The following is a 17,054-nucleotide window of genomic DNA, read 5'->3' on the forward strand; positions in this document are numbered from 1 at the left end:
ATGAATTTTAAAATGGAGTTAGCAGTATTAAAAGAAAAAGGTTTATTTCGTGAAAATCAGACCTATGTACCAATCGATGGAGCTTATGTATTCGCTGCGGGCAAAAAGTGCTTAATGCTTGCTTCGAATAATTATTTGGGTATGACGCATGAAAGTGAAGTAAGGCAGGCAGCGATAAAAGCAATTGAAGCGTATGGAACGGGAGCAGGGGGCGCGAGATTAACGACGGGAAGTCACCCGCTTTATGAAGAGTTGGAAGCTAATTTAGCTCAATTTAAAGGAACGGAAGCGGCAATTACTTTTAATACAGGCTATATGGCGAATGTAGGGACAATTAGTGCAATAATGAATAAAAACGATGTGATTTTTAGCGATGCACTAAATCATGCCAGCATTATTGATGGATGTCGATTATCTGGGGCAAAACGCGTAATTTTTCCTCATTCAGATATGCAAGTATTGAAAGGTTTATTGGAGTCGACAAAGTGTGCAGGAAAGAGGTTAATCGTTGTCGATGGTGTCTTTAGTATGGATGGTGATATTGCACCATTGTCTCAGCTAGTAGAATTGGCGAAACTGTATGATTGTTTACTTATGGTAGATGACGCTCATGCGACAGGGATACTTGGAAATGGACATGGTACAGCCGCGCATTTTGGTTTAACAGATCAAGTAGATATACAGATGGGGACATTAAGTAAGGCTTTAGGTTCAGAAGGAGCCTATGTCGCGGGAAAAAAAATTTTAATTGATTATTTAATTAATAAAGCGCGTAGTTACATTTTTTCTACTGCTTTATCACCGGCGGATATTGGGGCGGCGAATGCAGCAGTAAAGATTTTAATGCAAAGTATTCGTTTGCCAGAAAAAGTTTTGGCGAATGCAGATTTTATGCGTAGAGAGTTAAAAATGCAGGGGATTGAAGTTGGCGGTGAGATTACGCCTATTCTCCCAATTCCAATCGGCGCGGCAGACCTTGCCGTCAAAGTTGCAAATCATCTTAAAGAAAAAGGGATTATTTTATCAGTAATTCGGCCACCTACTGTATCAGTTGGTGAGAGTAGGCTTAGACTTACCGTGAATGCAAAACATAGTCAAAGTGATTTAAAGCAGGCAGCCGTTACGATTGCTGAGACAATTAAAGAAATAAAGGGATGGAAAAGATGAGAGGTTTATTTATTACTGCTACAGATACAGATATCGGTAAGACAATGATTACAGGAGCGATTGCAGCTGCAATGAAAGCGCGAGGCATCCACGTTGGCGTGTTTAAACCGTTAGCATCTGGTGCCATACGTAATGAAGCTGGATTTTTATTAGCGGAAGATGCTACTTTTTTGATGAAAGCTGCAGGAATAGGAGAAGAGCTAAGACAGGAAGTGAATGCAGTAGCACTAGAACCTGCCTTAACACCAGCAGTAGCTGCTAAGATCAGTAACGTTTGTATTGATATCCCTAAAATTTTAACCGATTTAAAACAAGCAATGAAAAAATATGAGTTTGTTTTAGTTGAAGGGGTTGGTGGACTTATTTCACCGTTATGGGAAGATTATTTACTTGCGGATATGATGAAAGAATTGAATTTTCCGGCTTTATTAGTTTCAAAACCTCGTCTTGGGGCAATCAATCATACGGTGCTTAGTTATTCTTATGCAATGCAGCATAAAATCCGTTTAGATGGTGTCGTTATTAATCGTTTTGAGGCGAGTCGGGCAGGCGTTTTAGAAGAAAGTAATATTCATTATATAGAGAAGATAACGAATCTTCCTGTCGTAGGTAGATTTCCGTTGTTAAAACAGGCAAATTCTCTTAATGTAGAAGATTTAGCGGGACTTGCAGAATTGACGCTCAATATTGATAAGATTATAGCGATTGGAGAGAGTTATAATGAATGAATTTTTAAAGAAAGATAAAGCATACATATGGCATCCGTTTACGCAAATGAAAGGCTGGCTGGAAAGCGATCAAATGGTGATTACTGAAGCAAAAGGTATCAAGCTGATTGATACGGAAGGAAAAGAATATTACGATGGTGTATCCTCACTTTGGGTAAATATTCATGGTCATCGTCATCCCAAGATTGATCAGGCAATCATTGACCAATTGGGAAAAGTTGCGCATTCTACGGCGCTTGGGCTAGCAAATGTGCCAGCAAGTGAATTTGCCCAAATCCTAGTGGAAGTTTCGCCAGAAGGGTTAAATAAAGTATTCTATTCTGACGATGGCTCAACGGCGGTAGAAGTCGCACTAAAAATGGCATTTCAATATTGGCAGCATAAAGGCAAACCAAATAAAAATAAATTTATTGCTCTTAATCAATCGTATCATGGGGATACGGTAGGTTCGGTAAGTGTGGGTGGAATAGATTTATTTCATCGCGTGTTTAAGCCTTTATTATTTGAGCCTTATCATATTCCATCGCCGTCGTGTTATCATTGTCAATTAACGCAAAAAGAAGAATGCCATATGCAATGCGTGGAAGTTTTAGAAAAGGTATTAAAAGAGCATCATGATAAAATTGCCGGACTTGTGATTGAGCCGCTTGTACAAGCGGCGGCGGGTATGCTTATGGCACCAGCGGGATACTTAAAACGCGTACGCGAATTGACAAAAAAATATGATGTGCTTTTAATTGCAGATGAAGTTGCAACAGGTTTTGGTCGTACTGGGCGAATGTTTGCTTGTGACAATGAATGTGTAAGCCCTGATTTAATGTGTATATCTAAAGGAATTACCGGGGGATATATGCCACTTGCGGCGACGCTAACGACGGATGAAATTTATCATGCATTTTTAGGCGATATGAAAGATAAAAAGACGTTCTATCATGGACATTCTTATACGGCAAATCAATTAGCCTGTGCTGCAGGTATTGCCAGTCTTGAAATATTTAAAGAAGAAAAGACGATAGAAAGAATGCAGGAAAAGATTTATCTGATTCGTGAAAGATTAGAGAAAATCGGCGAGATGGTACATGTTGGTGAAGCACGGCAACGGGGAATGATGATTGGTATTGAATTAATGAACGATAAAGAAAATGGGGTGCCTTATGCCTGGGAAGATTGTATGGGCGCTGTCGTTTGTATGAAAGCGCGTGAACATGGTTTATTCATTCGTCCAGTTGGGGATGTAGTTGTATTTATGCCACCGCTTTGTTCGACGGTAGAAGAAATTAATAAAATGCTTGATATCATTGAAATTTCTATTCATGAAATTACCGATTTAGGTGAAACGGCACAAGAGGGCGGCGGCGCACACTTTTAAAAAAAGCTATCCAGAAGTATTTCTGGATAGCTTTTTGTCAGTCAAACTAGGTAGAAACTCTGTGGAGATTGATGGAGATGCAAGGAACTCATTAGCCATTTGGTTTAATCGCGGATTGGCATGGATAGGGACATTCGCTAAGACAAGGGGATTAATGTTACAATAATAGCGTAAAGTTAGTGCTTTACAAATAAAAAACAGCTTATATTTTATAGTTGTTTATATAGTAAGGGGTTAGATATTATGCTGCAGTGGTGCGCGCTTTTTATAGCAATCATTACTGAAGTAGCAGGCACAACGATGTTAAAATTCGTTGGGGAAAATGTATCCGTATTGAATTACGGTGTATTATTATTCATGGTAGGTCTTTCTTATTTTTTCTTAGCGAAAGCTGTTACTAAAATTCCGCTTAGTGTTGCTTATGCGACGTGGGAGGGGTTAGGACTTGTCGCGGTTACCGGTATTGGTTGTCTTTTATTTAATGAAGTTATGTCAATGAAAAAAATTGCCGGAATAGGGGCAATTCTTGTCGGTATTATATTGCTGAAATATGGTATGTCAGACACAAAGAAATGTGGTGATTTGAATGAATGAGGGATTCTTATTCTTAATCGGCTCAATTTTGTGTGACGTTGTTGCAAATATTTGTTTAAAAAAATCACAAGGATTTAAGTATAAATTGTGGGGTGCAGGTGCAGTACTATTAATTATTATTGCATTTATTGCTCTAGCGCAGGCTATAAAGACAATGGATTTGAGTATTGCTTATGCTCTATGGGGGGCATTGGGATTGTTATTAACAACAGGGCTTGATATTACACTTTATGGTGTTAGGCTGAATGCTGTTGGAATTGCCGGTGTTTTATGTATGGTAACAGGTGTTGCCCTAATGAAGAGTATTGCCTAAGAGCAGTAAGCCTTGTTATAATATCCTTGTATAATTACGAAAAAGAGAGGTTTACGAATGAAAAAAGCGATTATTGAAATGGCAGATGGTAATATTGAAATTGAATTATTTGAAAAAGAGGCACCTGGTACAGTTGCAAATTTTGTAAAATTAATCAATGAAGGTTTTTATAATGGATTAACATTCCATCGCGTAATTCCTGAATTCGTAGCACAAGGGGGATGTCCTAATGGTAATGGAACAGGCGGCCCAGGCTACACAATTCCATGTGAAACAGAAGGTAATCCGCATATTCATGATCGTGGTGCATTATCTATGGCGCATCGTGGAAAAGATACAGGCGGAAGTCAATTTTTTATCGTATATGAAGCACAACCACATTTAGATGGTGTTCATACTGTATTTGGTCAAGTGATAAAAGGAATGGATGTTGTTGATCATATTCGTCAAGGTGCAGTAATGCAAAATGTTACTGTAGTTGAAGAATAAAAAATCTAGCGTGCTTAACGACTATGCACATCTAGTTAGTTAGCAACTATTTTATTTCTATCCGAATCTTAGAGGTATTGCAATATTGCAACACCTCTATTTTTGTTAGAAGGTGAATTTATGTTTGAAGAACTTAGTAGCGAGATGCTTATCTTTTTAATTGGAGCAGGCTTTATCGCATCATTTATTGACTCTGTTGTTGGTGGAGGAGGCCTTATTTCAGTACCATCATTGATGATGACGGGGTTGTCGCCAGTCGTTGTATTGGGGACGAATAAAATGGCGGCATTTATGGGCAGTATTACGAGTACAGTGGCTTTTATGCGATCAGGGAAAATTGATTTGAAATTAATAAAATACTTATTTCCACTATCTGTTATTGGTTCAGCGTTAGGTGTATTTACAGTGCGAATGATTCCGCCGGATTTTTTAAAACCTATTGTCGTGGGAATGTTAGTCATCGTTACAATTTATAGCTTGATGAAGAAGGACTGGGGGGAAAACTCTACTTATCATGGGATGAATCAAAAAACAGCAATACTTAGTGGTGGTGTAGCTTTTGTATTGGGGTTTTATGATGGTTTTTTTGGCCCGGGAGCAGGTTCTTTTTTATTGTTTGCTTTTTTATGTATTGGTTTTGACTTTATTATGGCAGCGGGGAATGCCAGAGCTTTAAATTTTGGCAGTAACATTTCGGCAATGATTGTGTTTACATCTTTAGGTCTAGTGAATTATGCTTATGCTTTACCAATGGGAATAGGAATGATTTTTGGAGCAATTGCAGGAACAAAAATGGCAATAGTAAAAGGGGCATCTTATGTCCGCCCTTTATTCATTTTTATGACGGTTATTTTAATTGGAAAACAGCTGTTTGATATTTTTAAATAATAGAAAGATAGATAAATAATAAATAAAAGATATATTTGTTTAATTATGTCGACATATGATATGATGAGTGTAAACTTGTTTACTTATATTAAGTGAAGATAAAAGAGGTGGTGGCGGCAGTGGTGCATGGAATTATTGATATTGGCTCTAATACGATTAGGCTAGCTATTTATGATATTAAAGGTAAGCAGCTTGAGATGCTGTTAAAAAAGAAATTTATGACAGGGCTTGCTGGTTACATTAAAGATGACGTAATGATAGAAGAAGGAATTGTTGCAGCATGTGAAGCTATTCATGATTTTAAGCGTTTATTGAAAAATTTTAATATTGACAATATAGCTGCTTTTGCTACTGCCGCCTTAAGAAATGTAAAAAATAGTAAAGAAGCTATTATTGAGATAGAGAGGATGACAGGAATTACTGTCGATTTAATCTCTGGAGAAGAAGAAGCTTTTTTAGATTTTGTTGGAGCAACGCAAGCGACGGTAATTCAAGATGGCATCTTAATTGATATTGGTGGAGGAAGTACGGAACTCGTTATTTATCAGGGGGATGACATTAAGTCAATGGTAAGCCTGCCTATCGGTTCTTTGAATATGTATAAAAATTATGTACAAAATATTTTTCCAATTGAAAAAGATGAAAGTAATATAAGACAAGCAGTATTAGATGAATTGGGAAAAATAAAGGCGCAGGTGTATGGAAGGCAAGAATATATCTGCGGTGTAGGCGGAACGATGCGCGCTACGGTAAAATTGTATAATGAAATTTTTGACTTAGAAGTTGATAATGTTGAGTTGAGTATTGATAAACTTAAAGAAATGGTTGAATCCCTTACTCTTGGAAGAAATGAAGTTGGAATGCCAACGAATGATAATCTTGATTTAATGCTAAAAATTGTTCCGGAGCGTATTCGGACGATTATGCCAGGCGTAATTATTTTGCTAACATTAGCAGATTTTTTTGAAAGTGACCATTTATATATAAGTTCGTCTGGTGTACGTGAAGGGTATATTTATGCTAAAATTGTAAAATAAAAAAGAGATGGCATCTAGCAAAAGAAGTTAGTATGCTATCTCTTTTTTATTGGAAGAGGAATTTAGTGAGAAGTGTTTAAAATCCAAATGGAGTAAAAATCCCCGTTGAATCAGCCTTATTTATAAAATTCGTAAAATCCCCATTAAAATCAAAACAATTCCTGGAATATAAGCTGTTCTTTTTTGCCAAGTGTCTTTAGCAATTTTGCCAGCGAAAATAATACCGAACCAAACAAGACTAATTTGAATTACGCTTAAAGTGATAGGAACATAGCAAGGTGAAGTCGTCATTAATCCAATTGCAAAAGCAGCTGTCATATTATCAATACCTAGAGCAAAACCAAGCAGTATAGCTTCACGCGTATTTAAGATTAATGAATGGTCAACATCTGCACACTCAGGTTTTTTCATAATATTGATAACTAAGCAGCCAATCGGAATTGTAATTTTAAATTTATCTGAAGTTTTATCAGTTAAATCGGAAATATATTCTTTGAGTAGGTTAATTGTTCCAAGCAGGATTAACAATAAAGCACTGATTGAAGTTGCAAAAATAGGGTTAATGAAGTGACCGAGGTAAAGTGAAGAATAAATTGCAATAGTTGTACAAAATAAATTGACTAAACCAATAGTAAGTAAGGACGCATAGGGAATTTTAATTTTCTTTATTCCATATGCCATACCAGCAAAAAAACCATCAATACTTACGGTAATACCAATTAGAATAAGGTATGAAAAATCCATAGAAGTAACCTCCATAGTGGTGTTCTTACAAACAATATATGGAGGTAGTGCAGGAGAGGTTACTTAAAGTTTATCTTATTGATATATGCAGAAAATTTTTATTTATGAATGCTTTACGATTAAATTTTTATTAAATAGAAAAGAGACCGTTATTTAACAGTCTCTTTTCATTATTTTTTATTTATAATGGAGATGGAAAATATTATAAATAAAAAAACTTATATCAATATTTACTCATAACGATGATCCAGCTTGTAAATTATCGCTTTGTGTTAAAGTAAAAGTAGTAATAATTGCAATTCAGAGATTATCTTCTTGTAACTTTGATTGCTCTATCTAAGTCGGTTAAGAATTTTTGATTGGTATGATCATAAGTCCTAAATTCTACTCTGTCAGAATATAAATATAATGATCTTGTCCAAAGTGCAGGGTATGCACCACCATCATCACTATCACTACGTTGATATCCTGTGCCGAGTAATGCGGGATTATGCATATTTTGGACTTTATTAACATCGTAAGTATAGATCTTTTCATTGCAAGAGCTTTGATTATATACACCAAGATGTAAATGTCCAGATACCCAAATCATAACTTGTGGGTTAGCTTTTAAGATATCTCTGACATCATCTATTGGCTGCGCCATAAATTTTGGATTTTTAGGCCAGTTTCTGCCATTATTATCCCATGTACCCTCTAATGAACCGTGGAAAAATATAATTGTTGGCTTGTCGCGATTCATTTCTAAATCTGCGGACAACCAAGCTAGCTGCTCTACGGACATTTCGGTCAGATGAATTGTATCCAAAGAATCTGGGGAAAGATATACTAAATGATAATCTCCTACATCCTTTGAGAAATACAAAGCGTTCATATTAAAATATCTGCGGAAACGTTCTAATTTAAATGCCCGTTCTTTTGGCCCTGCTTGATATTTTCCGCCCTCGTTTGTTCCGTCAGAGTAGAGATAATCATGATTGCCAGTAAGTACATAGCGTTTCTTTTTACAATGGCTCATCAGCTCAACGGCTGCTTTTAATTCCTTTTCGTCGCCAACTTCATGACAAAGATCGCCTGTTACCACTACATGGTCAACGTCATTCCAAGAATTAATATCTTGAAGAGCGGCAATTTTTAATTTATCTTTTGAACTTGGAACATGTACGTCTGTTAATACTACAATTCTTTTATAATCTTCTCCCGCAGCAGCACCAACGTGTGTAGGTTTAAAAATATTACTAAACATAAAACTGGACACTACGCCAGCTGATATGCCTAAAAACTTTCGACGGCTGATATCATTTTGCCAGATTTTTTTATCCATCCGAAAATCCCCCTATTAATAATGCATTTAAAGCAATTGTGATTTAAGATTAGAAATACCAGATAAGATTAATTCTCGAATAGGCAGGTGCGCTATCGCCGGTTTTCCAACTGCCATAATCATCACTACTATAATCTTTCATTGCCTTTCTACCTATAGACTGATATAGTGCAATTTTCATATCGCGGCGCAATATATACTCGCCCCATAGAATAAATGTGTTCGTACCAAGCTGGTCACGAAGTCCTAGGCTTACCGTATTTACACCGTTTAATGCAGTCGCGTATATGTTTCCTGGTTCAATTCTTTCGTAATCTAACCCAATTGTATAGCTTCCAGGAATTGCGCGGTCAGCACCTTTGTATTTTAAACGAACAAAGATGCCTTCTGCATCTTGTGCTAAATTCTTTGAATAGTCAGCGGCGATAGAAAGATCTTTTGCTAGGTTTCGTTTAAATCCGATACCGCGCATTTTAAAATCATTGCGCTCTTTGGCTTCAACCTCATCAAGCATCCAACCGTATAAGGTAGTACCATCGCCTAAGGCTTGTTTACCGTAAATCAAGTAACATCTTTCCAAGCCTTTATGTTTCTCTGACCAAGAAGCATTTAAGTTATTCCAATATTTATCGTAAGTATCAACTGCATCCCAATTACCATAAGCAATGCTTAAATTTTCTTCGTTCCCAAAGCTTACTTTTACTCCATCAAAGTAACCAGAACTATTACTATCGGCCCAATATTTAGTAGCACCTATATTGTGCCCCATGCGTCCGACCGTCAAGCTGTTGTCGCCTAAAAAATTTCTCTTTTTTAGGAATAAATTTGATAGTGCATGGTTATCAGATCCACTAAAATCATCATAACGTTCATCACCAGCGCTAAAATCAGGCAGTCCAGCTGTATTTCGGCTCGTTAATCCAAATCCGTTATCTGACATTGCGTCATATTTTGCTTGTACTACCAGATCATCACTAATATTATATCTGACTTTGAAGCCAACACTTTCAGTGATTGTACTATGCTTGCCAATATGTTGGTCAATTAACTTTATGCGCATATCACCGCTGACTTTTAAAGCTTTATCATCTTTTGTTTCTTCTTGGCGAATTTCTTCTTTATCTTGCTTTAAATTGGATAGTTCCTCACGTAAATATGCAACGCGATTTTTTAGCTGTTGGTACTCAACATCGCTCGTATCGGGTTCTGCTGCAAATACTGTACCAGCAAAACCTAAACTTAACGTTACTGACAATGTAGCTGCTAGATATTTTTTCATTTATTTCACTCCAAAACTATATTTATCTTAATTAAAATTTCGTTGAAAGGGAGATTGAAGTATAATCATCAGCTTTTTCACCAGTTTCTGTATATTTTGTTGCAAATGATCTCTTCGCTTCTACCAATAAATCATATCCAGGTGCCCATTGGAATCCAATAACCGGACCTTTAATGCCGTCTTCGGCTAATGTCATATCACTGGAAAGTTTGTTTCCTGCAAGGATAGAGTAGTACTCTGTTCCTTTATTATTTTCTCTTGTGTAAGCTGCATCAATGTGTCTATAGTCTAAGTTTACTCCAAAGGAGCCAGGTTTTTCGATGTCAGCACCTTTATAGCGTAAACTTAAATAGTAAGCATTTTGATGATCATCAAAAGCTCGGTTTTGCATAAAGTCTCCGAGTAAGTTTACATTATCAGTAATCTCCGTTTTAACACCAAGTCCCCAGAGTTCATGACCACCACTCCACTCTGCTTCTGTCGGTTTAGTTGAATTTGATGTCATCAATGCATTGGCTCTCGCACTGCCGACTTCTTTTAAATACATTGTGTAGAAGTCGGTTTTATCACTGATTGGAAATTTGGCATTTAAGAAGAAAGCATCTTCAATTCCTTTAGTGAAATAATATGGTGTTGCAGAGTCTCCATTAGGATAAGTCGCGGATGTCCCACCCGTAACATACTCTGGATATTCCATTGCTGCACCAAAATTAGCAAAACCAACAGTGATCCGTTTATCATCGGTAAAATCAAATTTTATCCCATCAATTCCGCCAGATGCCTCAGCATCTGACCAGAACCCAGTTGCTCCAAAGGTTTGTCCAAAACGACCAGCAGTAATAGCTTTTGCTCCTAAGGCATCATACATTTCTATGTAAGCATCTGAAATCCAGTTATTGTCTGAGCCGGAGAAATCTGCATAGCGATAAGATCCATTAGCGCTGTATAAATTGTCTGCACGATTTGAAGTTAAACCAAATTCATTGTCGTCCATCACGTTCCAACGCATATGAAAATTCATATCATCACCAACAGGATGATCCATCGTGATTCTGAATCGTTCCGTTGTTTTAGAACTGGAACCTAAATTGGAGTATTTAAATCTCGCATCGCCTTTAAACTCCCAAAGTTTGTCTCTTTTTTCTTTTTTCTCTTGGAATTTATCCTTATTTTGCTCTACTTTAAGTAATTTACTTAATTCGGCAATTTCTGTTTTTAATGCGTTAATTTCTTCTTGTGTCGGTGCAGCAAAAGCTGAATTTGCAAAATTCAAAGAAATAGCCGCAGTTAGAGCCATAATGAAGCATTTATTGCTTTTTTTCATTTTATATTTCCTCCCATAATCTAACGCGTATATACTACATAATTAAAAGAATCGTTTTTAAATAAAGTCTCTTTATTCTCAACGCTGTATTTTAGAAACGCGCAGATAATGAGACAAATGTATAATTAGAGGCATCTTCTGTTTTTAAATCCGAATGTGCGGTGTAGTTCCCACCAACTTTTCCATAATCGTAGTCATAGAAGCTTTGTTTATTGTTAAATGCATGCATACCTTGTAGCATAATATCTTTGGTTATCATATATTGGAATCCGATGACAGGTCCTTTAATACCATCGCTAACTAAAGTATTATCGCTAGATGAATAAGGGTTGTATAGCATTGAATTTAAAGAATAGTACGCTCCAGCGGTCATATTAGAACGGGTTGCAGCATCGATATCACGATAGTCAAGATTCATACCAAAAGAACCTTGGTCACCCCATTTTGCGCCTTTGTAGCGTAGACTGAGATATAATGCTTTTTGGTCATCATACTCTTGGCGTACATATCGGCCTTCCTCAGCACTTCCTACTTTATTTCCTCCCCAAGTACCGTTTGCCATATAGATGCTGTGGTTTGCAGCATTCACCATATAATCCCCAACAAAAGTGAAGTTTTTGTCTAGTTTAGCTGTAACTCCGACGCCTCTTAGATCGTAATCGCTAGGCATTTCATCGTAATAAGGGATATAAGCATCACCAGTGGTATGGCGTGTAGAATCTCCCTCTTTTTCTTTTAGCATCATCCCATGTAACGTTACAGCATTACCTATTGGAATTGTTGCGTTTAGAAAATAAGCTTCTTCAAGTGGCTTGACTAGATAAGCATCGCCAAGGTAGTCGTTGGTTTGTACATTTTTACTTGTAAAATCAGGGTAATCAAGATTAGCACCAAAATTGGCATAACCAATTGTAACTTTTGCTTTATTACCAAAAGTCATTTTTATTCCATCAATACCACCATACGCATCTTCGTCGGCCCAAAAACCAGTTGCTCCAAAGGTTTGTCCGAAGCGACCCACAACAATTTCATTAGCGCCAAAACTATCTTTTACTTTTAAATACGCATCAGATACCCAGCCGCTATCCGTTGCACCTAAATCTGGATAAACCGTTTTTGCGACAGAGTGGTTTGTATTGTTTGTATTGATTTTATGAGCAAAATGGTCGGATAAGCCAAATTCATTGTCTTCCATCATCGACCATCGCGTATAAAAACTCATTTTTTCATTGATATCATTATTGACTGATAAGCGGGCACGTTCTTTCCATTTACCGCCAGCTTCACTGTTTTCCCATTTTACACGAATATCTCCAGAGATATTCCATTTGTCTAACTTGTTATCAGCCTCTTTTTTTTGCTCAACCGTTTTATCCTGTTCCATTTGTAAAGAGTTTTCTAGTTCAGCCAGTTGACGTTCTAAGGTTGCTAGTTCTTCTTCTAATGTTGGTACTGTTGTTATACTTTCGGCCGCCAAAGCTGTTCCAGATAATTCAAGTGCAATAAGTCCAGCTAATGCTAAGCTGCAACACTTTTTTAACTTTCTATTTTTTTTCATCTTAATTTACCAGCCCTTCTTTATCCGTTGTAAAATTTATATCATATTGAGAATGCGCTTTTGCTTCAAATGTTATTTATAGAGCTTATCTTAGAAAATTTTTATTCATAAAAGCTATCTGAAATATAATCATTTTGTTTTTGTGATTTGGGTGTTAGATATAGACGATCAATAAAAAGATAAGAATTAAAAAGCGAATAATATCTATATTTTATAGCAGGACTATCTTTCATCAAAAAGAAGCTTTTAAAAATAAATAAGAGTAAAACAGAAAAATTATTTAGTTTTAGAAGTAAAATATTAACTGAAGAAAACTAATAAGAATCTTTTAAGAGCGAAAACATGCATTAGAAGAATTATTTCTGATGCATTTTATTTTAATAAGCAATTCTCAATTTAATTTCAGAGGCATAGAGGCATATATGTATAAAATTTTTTTATCACTTCTTTTCTTTTTCTTTTTATAATGAGTAATATTTTAAATTATTTATTGGCATGTCATTTTGATTTGTTATTCATTATTAAATTAAATATAAATTTTAAAGTTGAATTTCGTTATAACGCATGATATAAAATTGCAAAATTCCCCGGATAAATACATATATCCGAGGAATTTTGCAATTTTTTTTTAGAGGAAATGCCTAATAAATACAGCTCCTTTTAGATTCTCTTTTAATAAGAGAATATTATTTCTACGACATGTCTATTCTCGTGTCATAAACTTTGCTATTTAAATTTCGACAAAATGTTACATTGTTCTACAAGAATATTATAGGGAAATTTATCTGTTTACGAATATCAGATAAATTCCGAATTTACAGTAGGATATTTAATCATTTTTTAATATTTAATAGCTTTAAATTTGAAATTATAGTAAATAAATACTAAAAAAAGCCTTGGCAATACGGATAACCTACTAAAAAAATAGTTAAAGTAATGTATTATTAATGTTATGACAAAATATCGATAAATACATAGAAATCAATGAAGTTAAGTATAATGTTGATTCTATTGACTTTTTAGTCAAATATTTTAACCACTGGAATAAAAAGTAATACAAAAAGAAGTGTTTGTAAGAATTTTATTACGTGCTAATTTTAATTTAGTCGTAATTTAAAAATAAATAAATTGTCTATTTTAAGAAAAAAATAAAAAAAAATTGCAAAACTCTCGAAAAATCTAGTATCGTATAGAATTCATTGAATTGGAAAGAATAAAATGATATAATATGATGTTAGTATTTACTTTTAAGAAAATTATTTTTTACATAGATAAACAGTGTCTGAAAAGCAGACGAAAAAATCCAAAGGCTTGCAAGAGATTCCTTCTATTGAATAATGCAAAAGTTTTGACTTATTGCCAGTGGATAAATGAAATTTGAATATTTTGAGGTGAGATTGTGGATTTTGGTTTAGGTAAAGTTTTACCAGTGCGTATTGAAGACGAAATGCGTAATTCTTATATTGATTATGCAATGAGCGTTATTGTTATGCGTGCTTTACCGGATGTACGTGATGGTTTAAAGCCTGTTCATCGTCGTATTTTGTATGCAATGCATGAAGCAGGAATGGCCCCAAACAAGCCGTATAAAAAATCGGCACGTATTGTTGGGGAAGTATTAGGTAAATATCATCCGCATGGTGACAGCTCGGTTTATGAAGCCACTGTACGGATGGCACAAGATTTTTCTACGCGTTATTTACTTGTAGATGGGCATGGTAACTTTGGTTCGATTGACGGTGACTCTGCGGCGGCAATGCGTTATACAGAAGTACGTATGTCTCGTGTTGCAGAACTGATGTTAGCTGATTTAGAAAAAGAGACAGTTGATTTTGTACCAAACTACGATGAATCTTTAAAAGAGCCTTCGGTATTGCCATCAAAAATTCCTAATTTATTAGTAAATGGTTCTGCTGGTATTGCTGTCGGCATGGCAACGAATATACCTCCGCATAACCTTGGCGAAGTCATTGATGGCGTATTGATGATGATTGATAATTCAGAGGTAACAATTAATGAATTAATGACTGCGATTAAAGGCCCAGATTTTCCAACGGGGGGCTTAATCTTAGGAACAGAAGGAATTTTTTCTGCGTATAATACTGGTCGCGGTGTTGTGAAAATGCGTGCACAGGCACGTATTGAAATAATGTCGAATGGCAAGCCGCGGATTGTTGTAACAGAGATTCCATATCAGGTGAATAAAGCGCGTTTAGTTGAAAAAATTGCAGAATTAGTGCGCGATAAATCTATTGAAGGCATTACGGATTTACGTGATGAAAGTGACCGTAAAGGGATGCGTATCGTAATTGAACTTCGTCGTGATTCTAATCCAGATGTAATTTTGAATCAATTATATAAACATACGCAAATGCAGGAAAGCTTTGGGGTTATTATGCTGGCGCTTGTAGATGGCAGACCGCGTGTTTTGAATTTGCGTGAAGTTATTTACTATTATTTAGAGCATCAAAAAGAAGTAATTACAAGAAGAACTCAATATGAACTTGCAAAAGCAAAAGCAAGGGCTCATATTTTAGAAGGTTTACGCATTGCACTCGATCATATTGATCAAGTAATTGCGACAATCCGTCAATCTCAAACGACAGATATTGCGCGTAATGCGTTAATGGAAAGTTTTGATTTATCGGAAAAGCAAGCACAAGCAATTCTAGATTTACGGTTACAACGTTTAACTGGACTTGAACGTGAAAAAATTGATGAAGAATATAAAAACTTACTTGAAACAATTGCTTGGTTAGAATCCGTTCTCGCAGATGGACAAAAAGTATTGAATATTATCAAAGAAGAACTGACTGAAATTAAACGTAAATTTGGTGATGGGCGTCGTACTGCAATTACCATTGATACATCAAAGATTGACATGGAAGATTTGATTGCACAAGAAGATATCGTTATTACGCTTACACATGGCAATTATATTAAGCGTTTACCAGTCGATACATATCGTAGTCAAAAACGTGGTGGTCGTGGTGTTGCCGGCATGGGAACGAAAGAAGAAGATTTTGTAGAGCATCTGTTTGTTACAACAACGCATCATAATATTATGTTCTTTACTTCCCGCGGAAAAGTATATCGCTTAAAAGGCTATGAAATTCCGGAAGCCGGACGCACGGCGAAGGGTACGGCAATTATTAATTTATTGCCGTTAGATGCGGATGAAAAGATTACTGCTGTAATTCCAATTAGACAATTCTCACCTGGTAAATTCTTGTTTATGGCAACGAAAAAGGGAATTGTTAAGAAAACGGAATTAATGGAATACGATACAGCTCGTAAAGGTGGATTAATCGCAATTTCACTTGATGAAGATGATGAATTAATCGGTGTAAAATTCACCAATGGCGAACAGCACTTAATTATCGGCACGCGAGATGGCATGGCAATTACATTCGCTGAAACAGATGTAAGATCTATGGGAAGGACAGCTCGTGGTGTGATTGGAATCCGCTTAAATAAAGTCGATGAAGTCGTTGGCATGGATAAAATTAAGCGTGATGCTGAAGTCTTAACTGTAACGGAAGAAGGTTATGGTAAGCGGACATCTACGGATGAGTATCGTGCACAAGGGCGCGGTGGTAAAGGTATTATCAACATGAAGGTTACAGAAAAAACTGGACGGGTTATTGGAATCAAAGTTGTAAAGCCAGGACAAGAATTGATTCTAATTTCTACAGAAGGCATTGTTATCCGTATGGATGTGGATGATATCTCTGTAATTAGTCGTAATACACAAGGGGTTACATTGATGAAAACTGCTGAAAATGATAAAGTTGCATCGCTTGCGGCAGTAGAAAAAAAATCAGGAAATGAATAATTGATTAATGAAGATCACACGAGAGAAAATCCGTGTGATCTTTTTTGCTGTTACAGACCAAGAAGTATACAGAATATTTTATGGGTAAATCAATATTCATTTGATATACTTAAAAAATAAATTTTAAGAAAATAAAAATAATTGGCTTCGAGTGAATTTTATGGCAGAAAAGCAATCATACTGCAAATGATTATGGATTTTATACTTATTTTTTATTTAGTTTACCAACTTCACCTGCTCTAGCCGCTTCAATAGATGCATCTATTGCCAATAAATTTCTTCATCTATTTATGTTTTTTTATAGGTTAATATAGAAATGTTTGGTATAATAAAAATATTGTGAGTATAAAACTGAAGAAAAATTTTTACTTTTTCGATTGTGATTTTAAAATGTGTTATTTTTAT

Annotated in this window: 14 protein-coding genes; 9 read left to right on the forward strand and 5 right to left on the reverse strand. The window is 35.7% G+C overall.

Going from position 1 to position 17,054, the window contains the following annotated elements; translation table 11 throughout:
- The 8 genes from bioF (at position 1) to P3F81_RS00125 (ending at position 6,585) form a co-directional block, all read left to right on the forward strand.
- On the forward strand, positions 1-1,167 hold the full coding sequence (gene bioF, locus P3F81_RS00090; RefSeq protein ID WP_147669346.1) for an 8-amino-7-oxononanoate synthase: 1,167 nt from the start codon (positions 1-3) through the stop codon (positions 1,165-1,167).
- Positions 1,164-1,895 carry a dethiobiotin synthase gene (gene bioD, locus P3F81_RS00095; RefSeq protein ID WP_147669345.1) on the forward strand — a complete coding sequence of 244 codons (732 nt, stop codon included), beginning with the start codon at positions 1,164-1,166 and terminating at the stop codon, positions 1,893-1,895. The genes bioF and bioD overlap by 4 nt, the downstream gene beginning before the upstream one ends.
- Positions 1,888-3,264 carry an adenosylmethionine--8-amino-7-oxononanoate transaminase gene (bioA, locus tag P3F81_RS00100; RefSeq protein ID WP_147669343.1) on the forward strand — a complete coding sequence of 459 codons (1,377 nt, stop codon included), beginning with the start codon at positions 1,888-1,890 and terminating at the stop codon, positions 3,262-3,264. The genes bioD and bioA overlap by 8 nt, the downstream gene beginning before the upstream one ends.
- Before the next feature lie 243 nt (positions 3,265-3,507).
- Complete coding sequence (locus P3F81_RS00105; RefSeq protein WP_147669341.1) at positions 3,508-3,858, forward strand: DMT family transporter; 351 nt, start codon at positions 3,508-3,510, stop codon at positions 3,856-3,858.
- On the forward strand, positions 3,851-4,171 hold the full coding sequence (locus tag P3F81_RS00110; RefSeq protein ID WP_147669339.1) for a DMT family transporter: 321 nt from the start codon (positions 3,851-3,853) through the stop codon (positions 4,169-4,171). The genes P3F81_RS00105 and P3F81_RS00110 overlap by 8 nt, the downstream gene beginning before the upstream one ends.
- Positions 4,172-4,228: 57 nt before the next feature.
- A complete protein-coding gene (locus P3F81_RS00115; protein ID WP_147669337.1) occupies positions 4,229-4,660 on the forward strand; it encodes a peptidylprolyl isomerase in 432 nt (143 codons plus the stop codon).
- Positions 4,661-4,780: 120 nt separating this feature from the next.
- Positions 4,781-5,548 (forward strand): TSUP family transporter, encoded by a 768-nt coding sequence (locus P3F81_RS00120; RefSeq protein WP_147669335.1) that lies wholly within the window; start codon positions 4,781-4,783, stop codon positions 5,546-5,548.
- A gap of 119 nt (positions 5,549-5,667) precedes the next feature.
- Entirely contained in the window at positions 5,668-6,585 is a 918-nt protein-coding gene (locus tag P3F81_RS00125) for a Ppx/GppA phosphatase family protein (protein WP_147669333.1), read from the forward strand.
- Between the two features lie 120 nt (positions 6,586-6,705).
- Here the strand turns inward: P3F81_RS00125 and P3F81_RS00130 are convergent, their stop codons facing one another.
- The 5 genes from P3F81_RS00130 to P3F81_RS00150 all read right to left on the reverse strand — a co-directional run bounded on the left by P3F81_RS00130 (position 6,706) and on the right by P3F81_RS00150 (position 12,814).
- Complete coding sequence (locus tag P3F81_RS00130) at positions 6,706-7,329, reverse strand: manganese efflux pump (RefSeq protein ID WP_309320504.1); 624 nt, start codon at positions 7,327-7,329, stop codon at positions 6,706-6,708.
- A 307-nt stretch (positions 7,330-7,636) separates the two neighbouring features.
- Positions 7,637-8,653, reverse strand: coding sequence for a metallophosphoesterase family protein (locus tag P3F81_RS00135; protein ID WP_147669329.1), 1,017 nt, complete (start codon positions 8,651-8,653; stop codon positions 7,637-7,639).
- Positions 8,654-8,702: 49 nt separating this feature from the next.
- Complete coding sequence (locus P3F81_RS00140) at positions 8,703-9,932, reverse strand: hypothetical protein (protein WP_147669327.1); 1,230 nt, start codon at positions 9,930-9,932, stop codon at positions 8,703-8,705.
- A 31-nt stretch (positions 9,933-9,963) separates the two neighbouring features.
- Positions 9,964-11,256 (reverse strand): hypothetical protein, encoded by a 1,293-nt coding sequence (locus P3F81_RS00145; protein WP_147669325.1) that lies wholly within the window; start codon positions 11,254-11,256, stop codon positions 9,964-9,966.
- 91 nt (positions 11,257-11,347) lie between these two features.
- Positions 11,348-12,814, reverse strand: a complete 1,467-nt coding sequence (locus tag P3F81_RS00150; RefSeq protein WP_147669323.1) for a hypothetical protein — start codon at positions 12,812-12,814, stop codon at positions 11,348-11,350.
- A gap of 1,399 nt (positions 12,815-14,213) precedes the next feature.
- Between P3F81_RS00150 and gyrA the strand changes: the two genes are divergently transcribed.
- Positions 14,214-16,649 (forward strand): DNA gyrase subunit A, encoded by a 2,436-nt coding sequence (gyrA, locus tag P3F81_RS00155; RefSeq protein ID WP_147669321.1) that lies wholly within the window; start codon positions 14,214-14,216, stop codon positions 16,647-16,649.
- Positions 16,650-17,054 lie beyond the last annotated feature (405 nt).

This window comes from Selenobaculum gibii (genome assembly GCF_030273445.1).
Classification (GTDB): domain Bacteria; phylum Bacillota; class Negativicutes; order ICN-92133; family ICN-92133; genus Selenobaculum; species Selenobaculum gibii.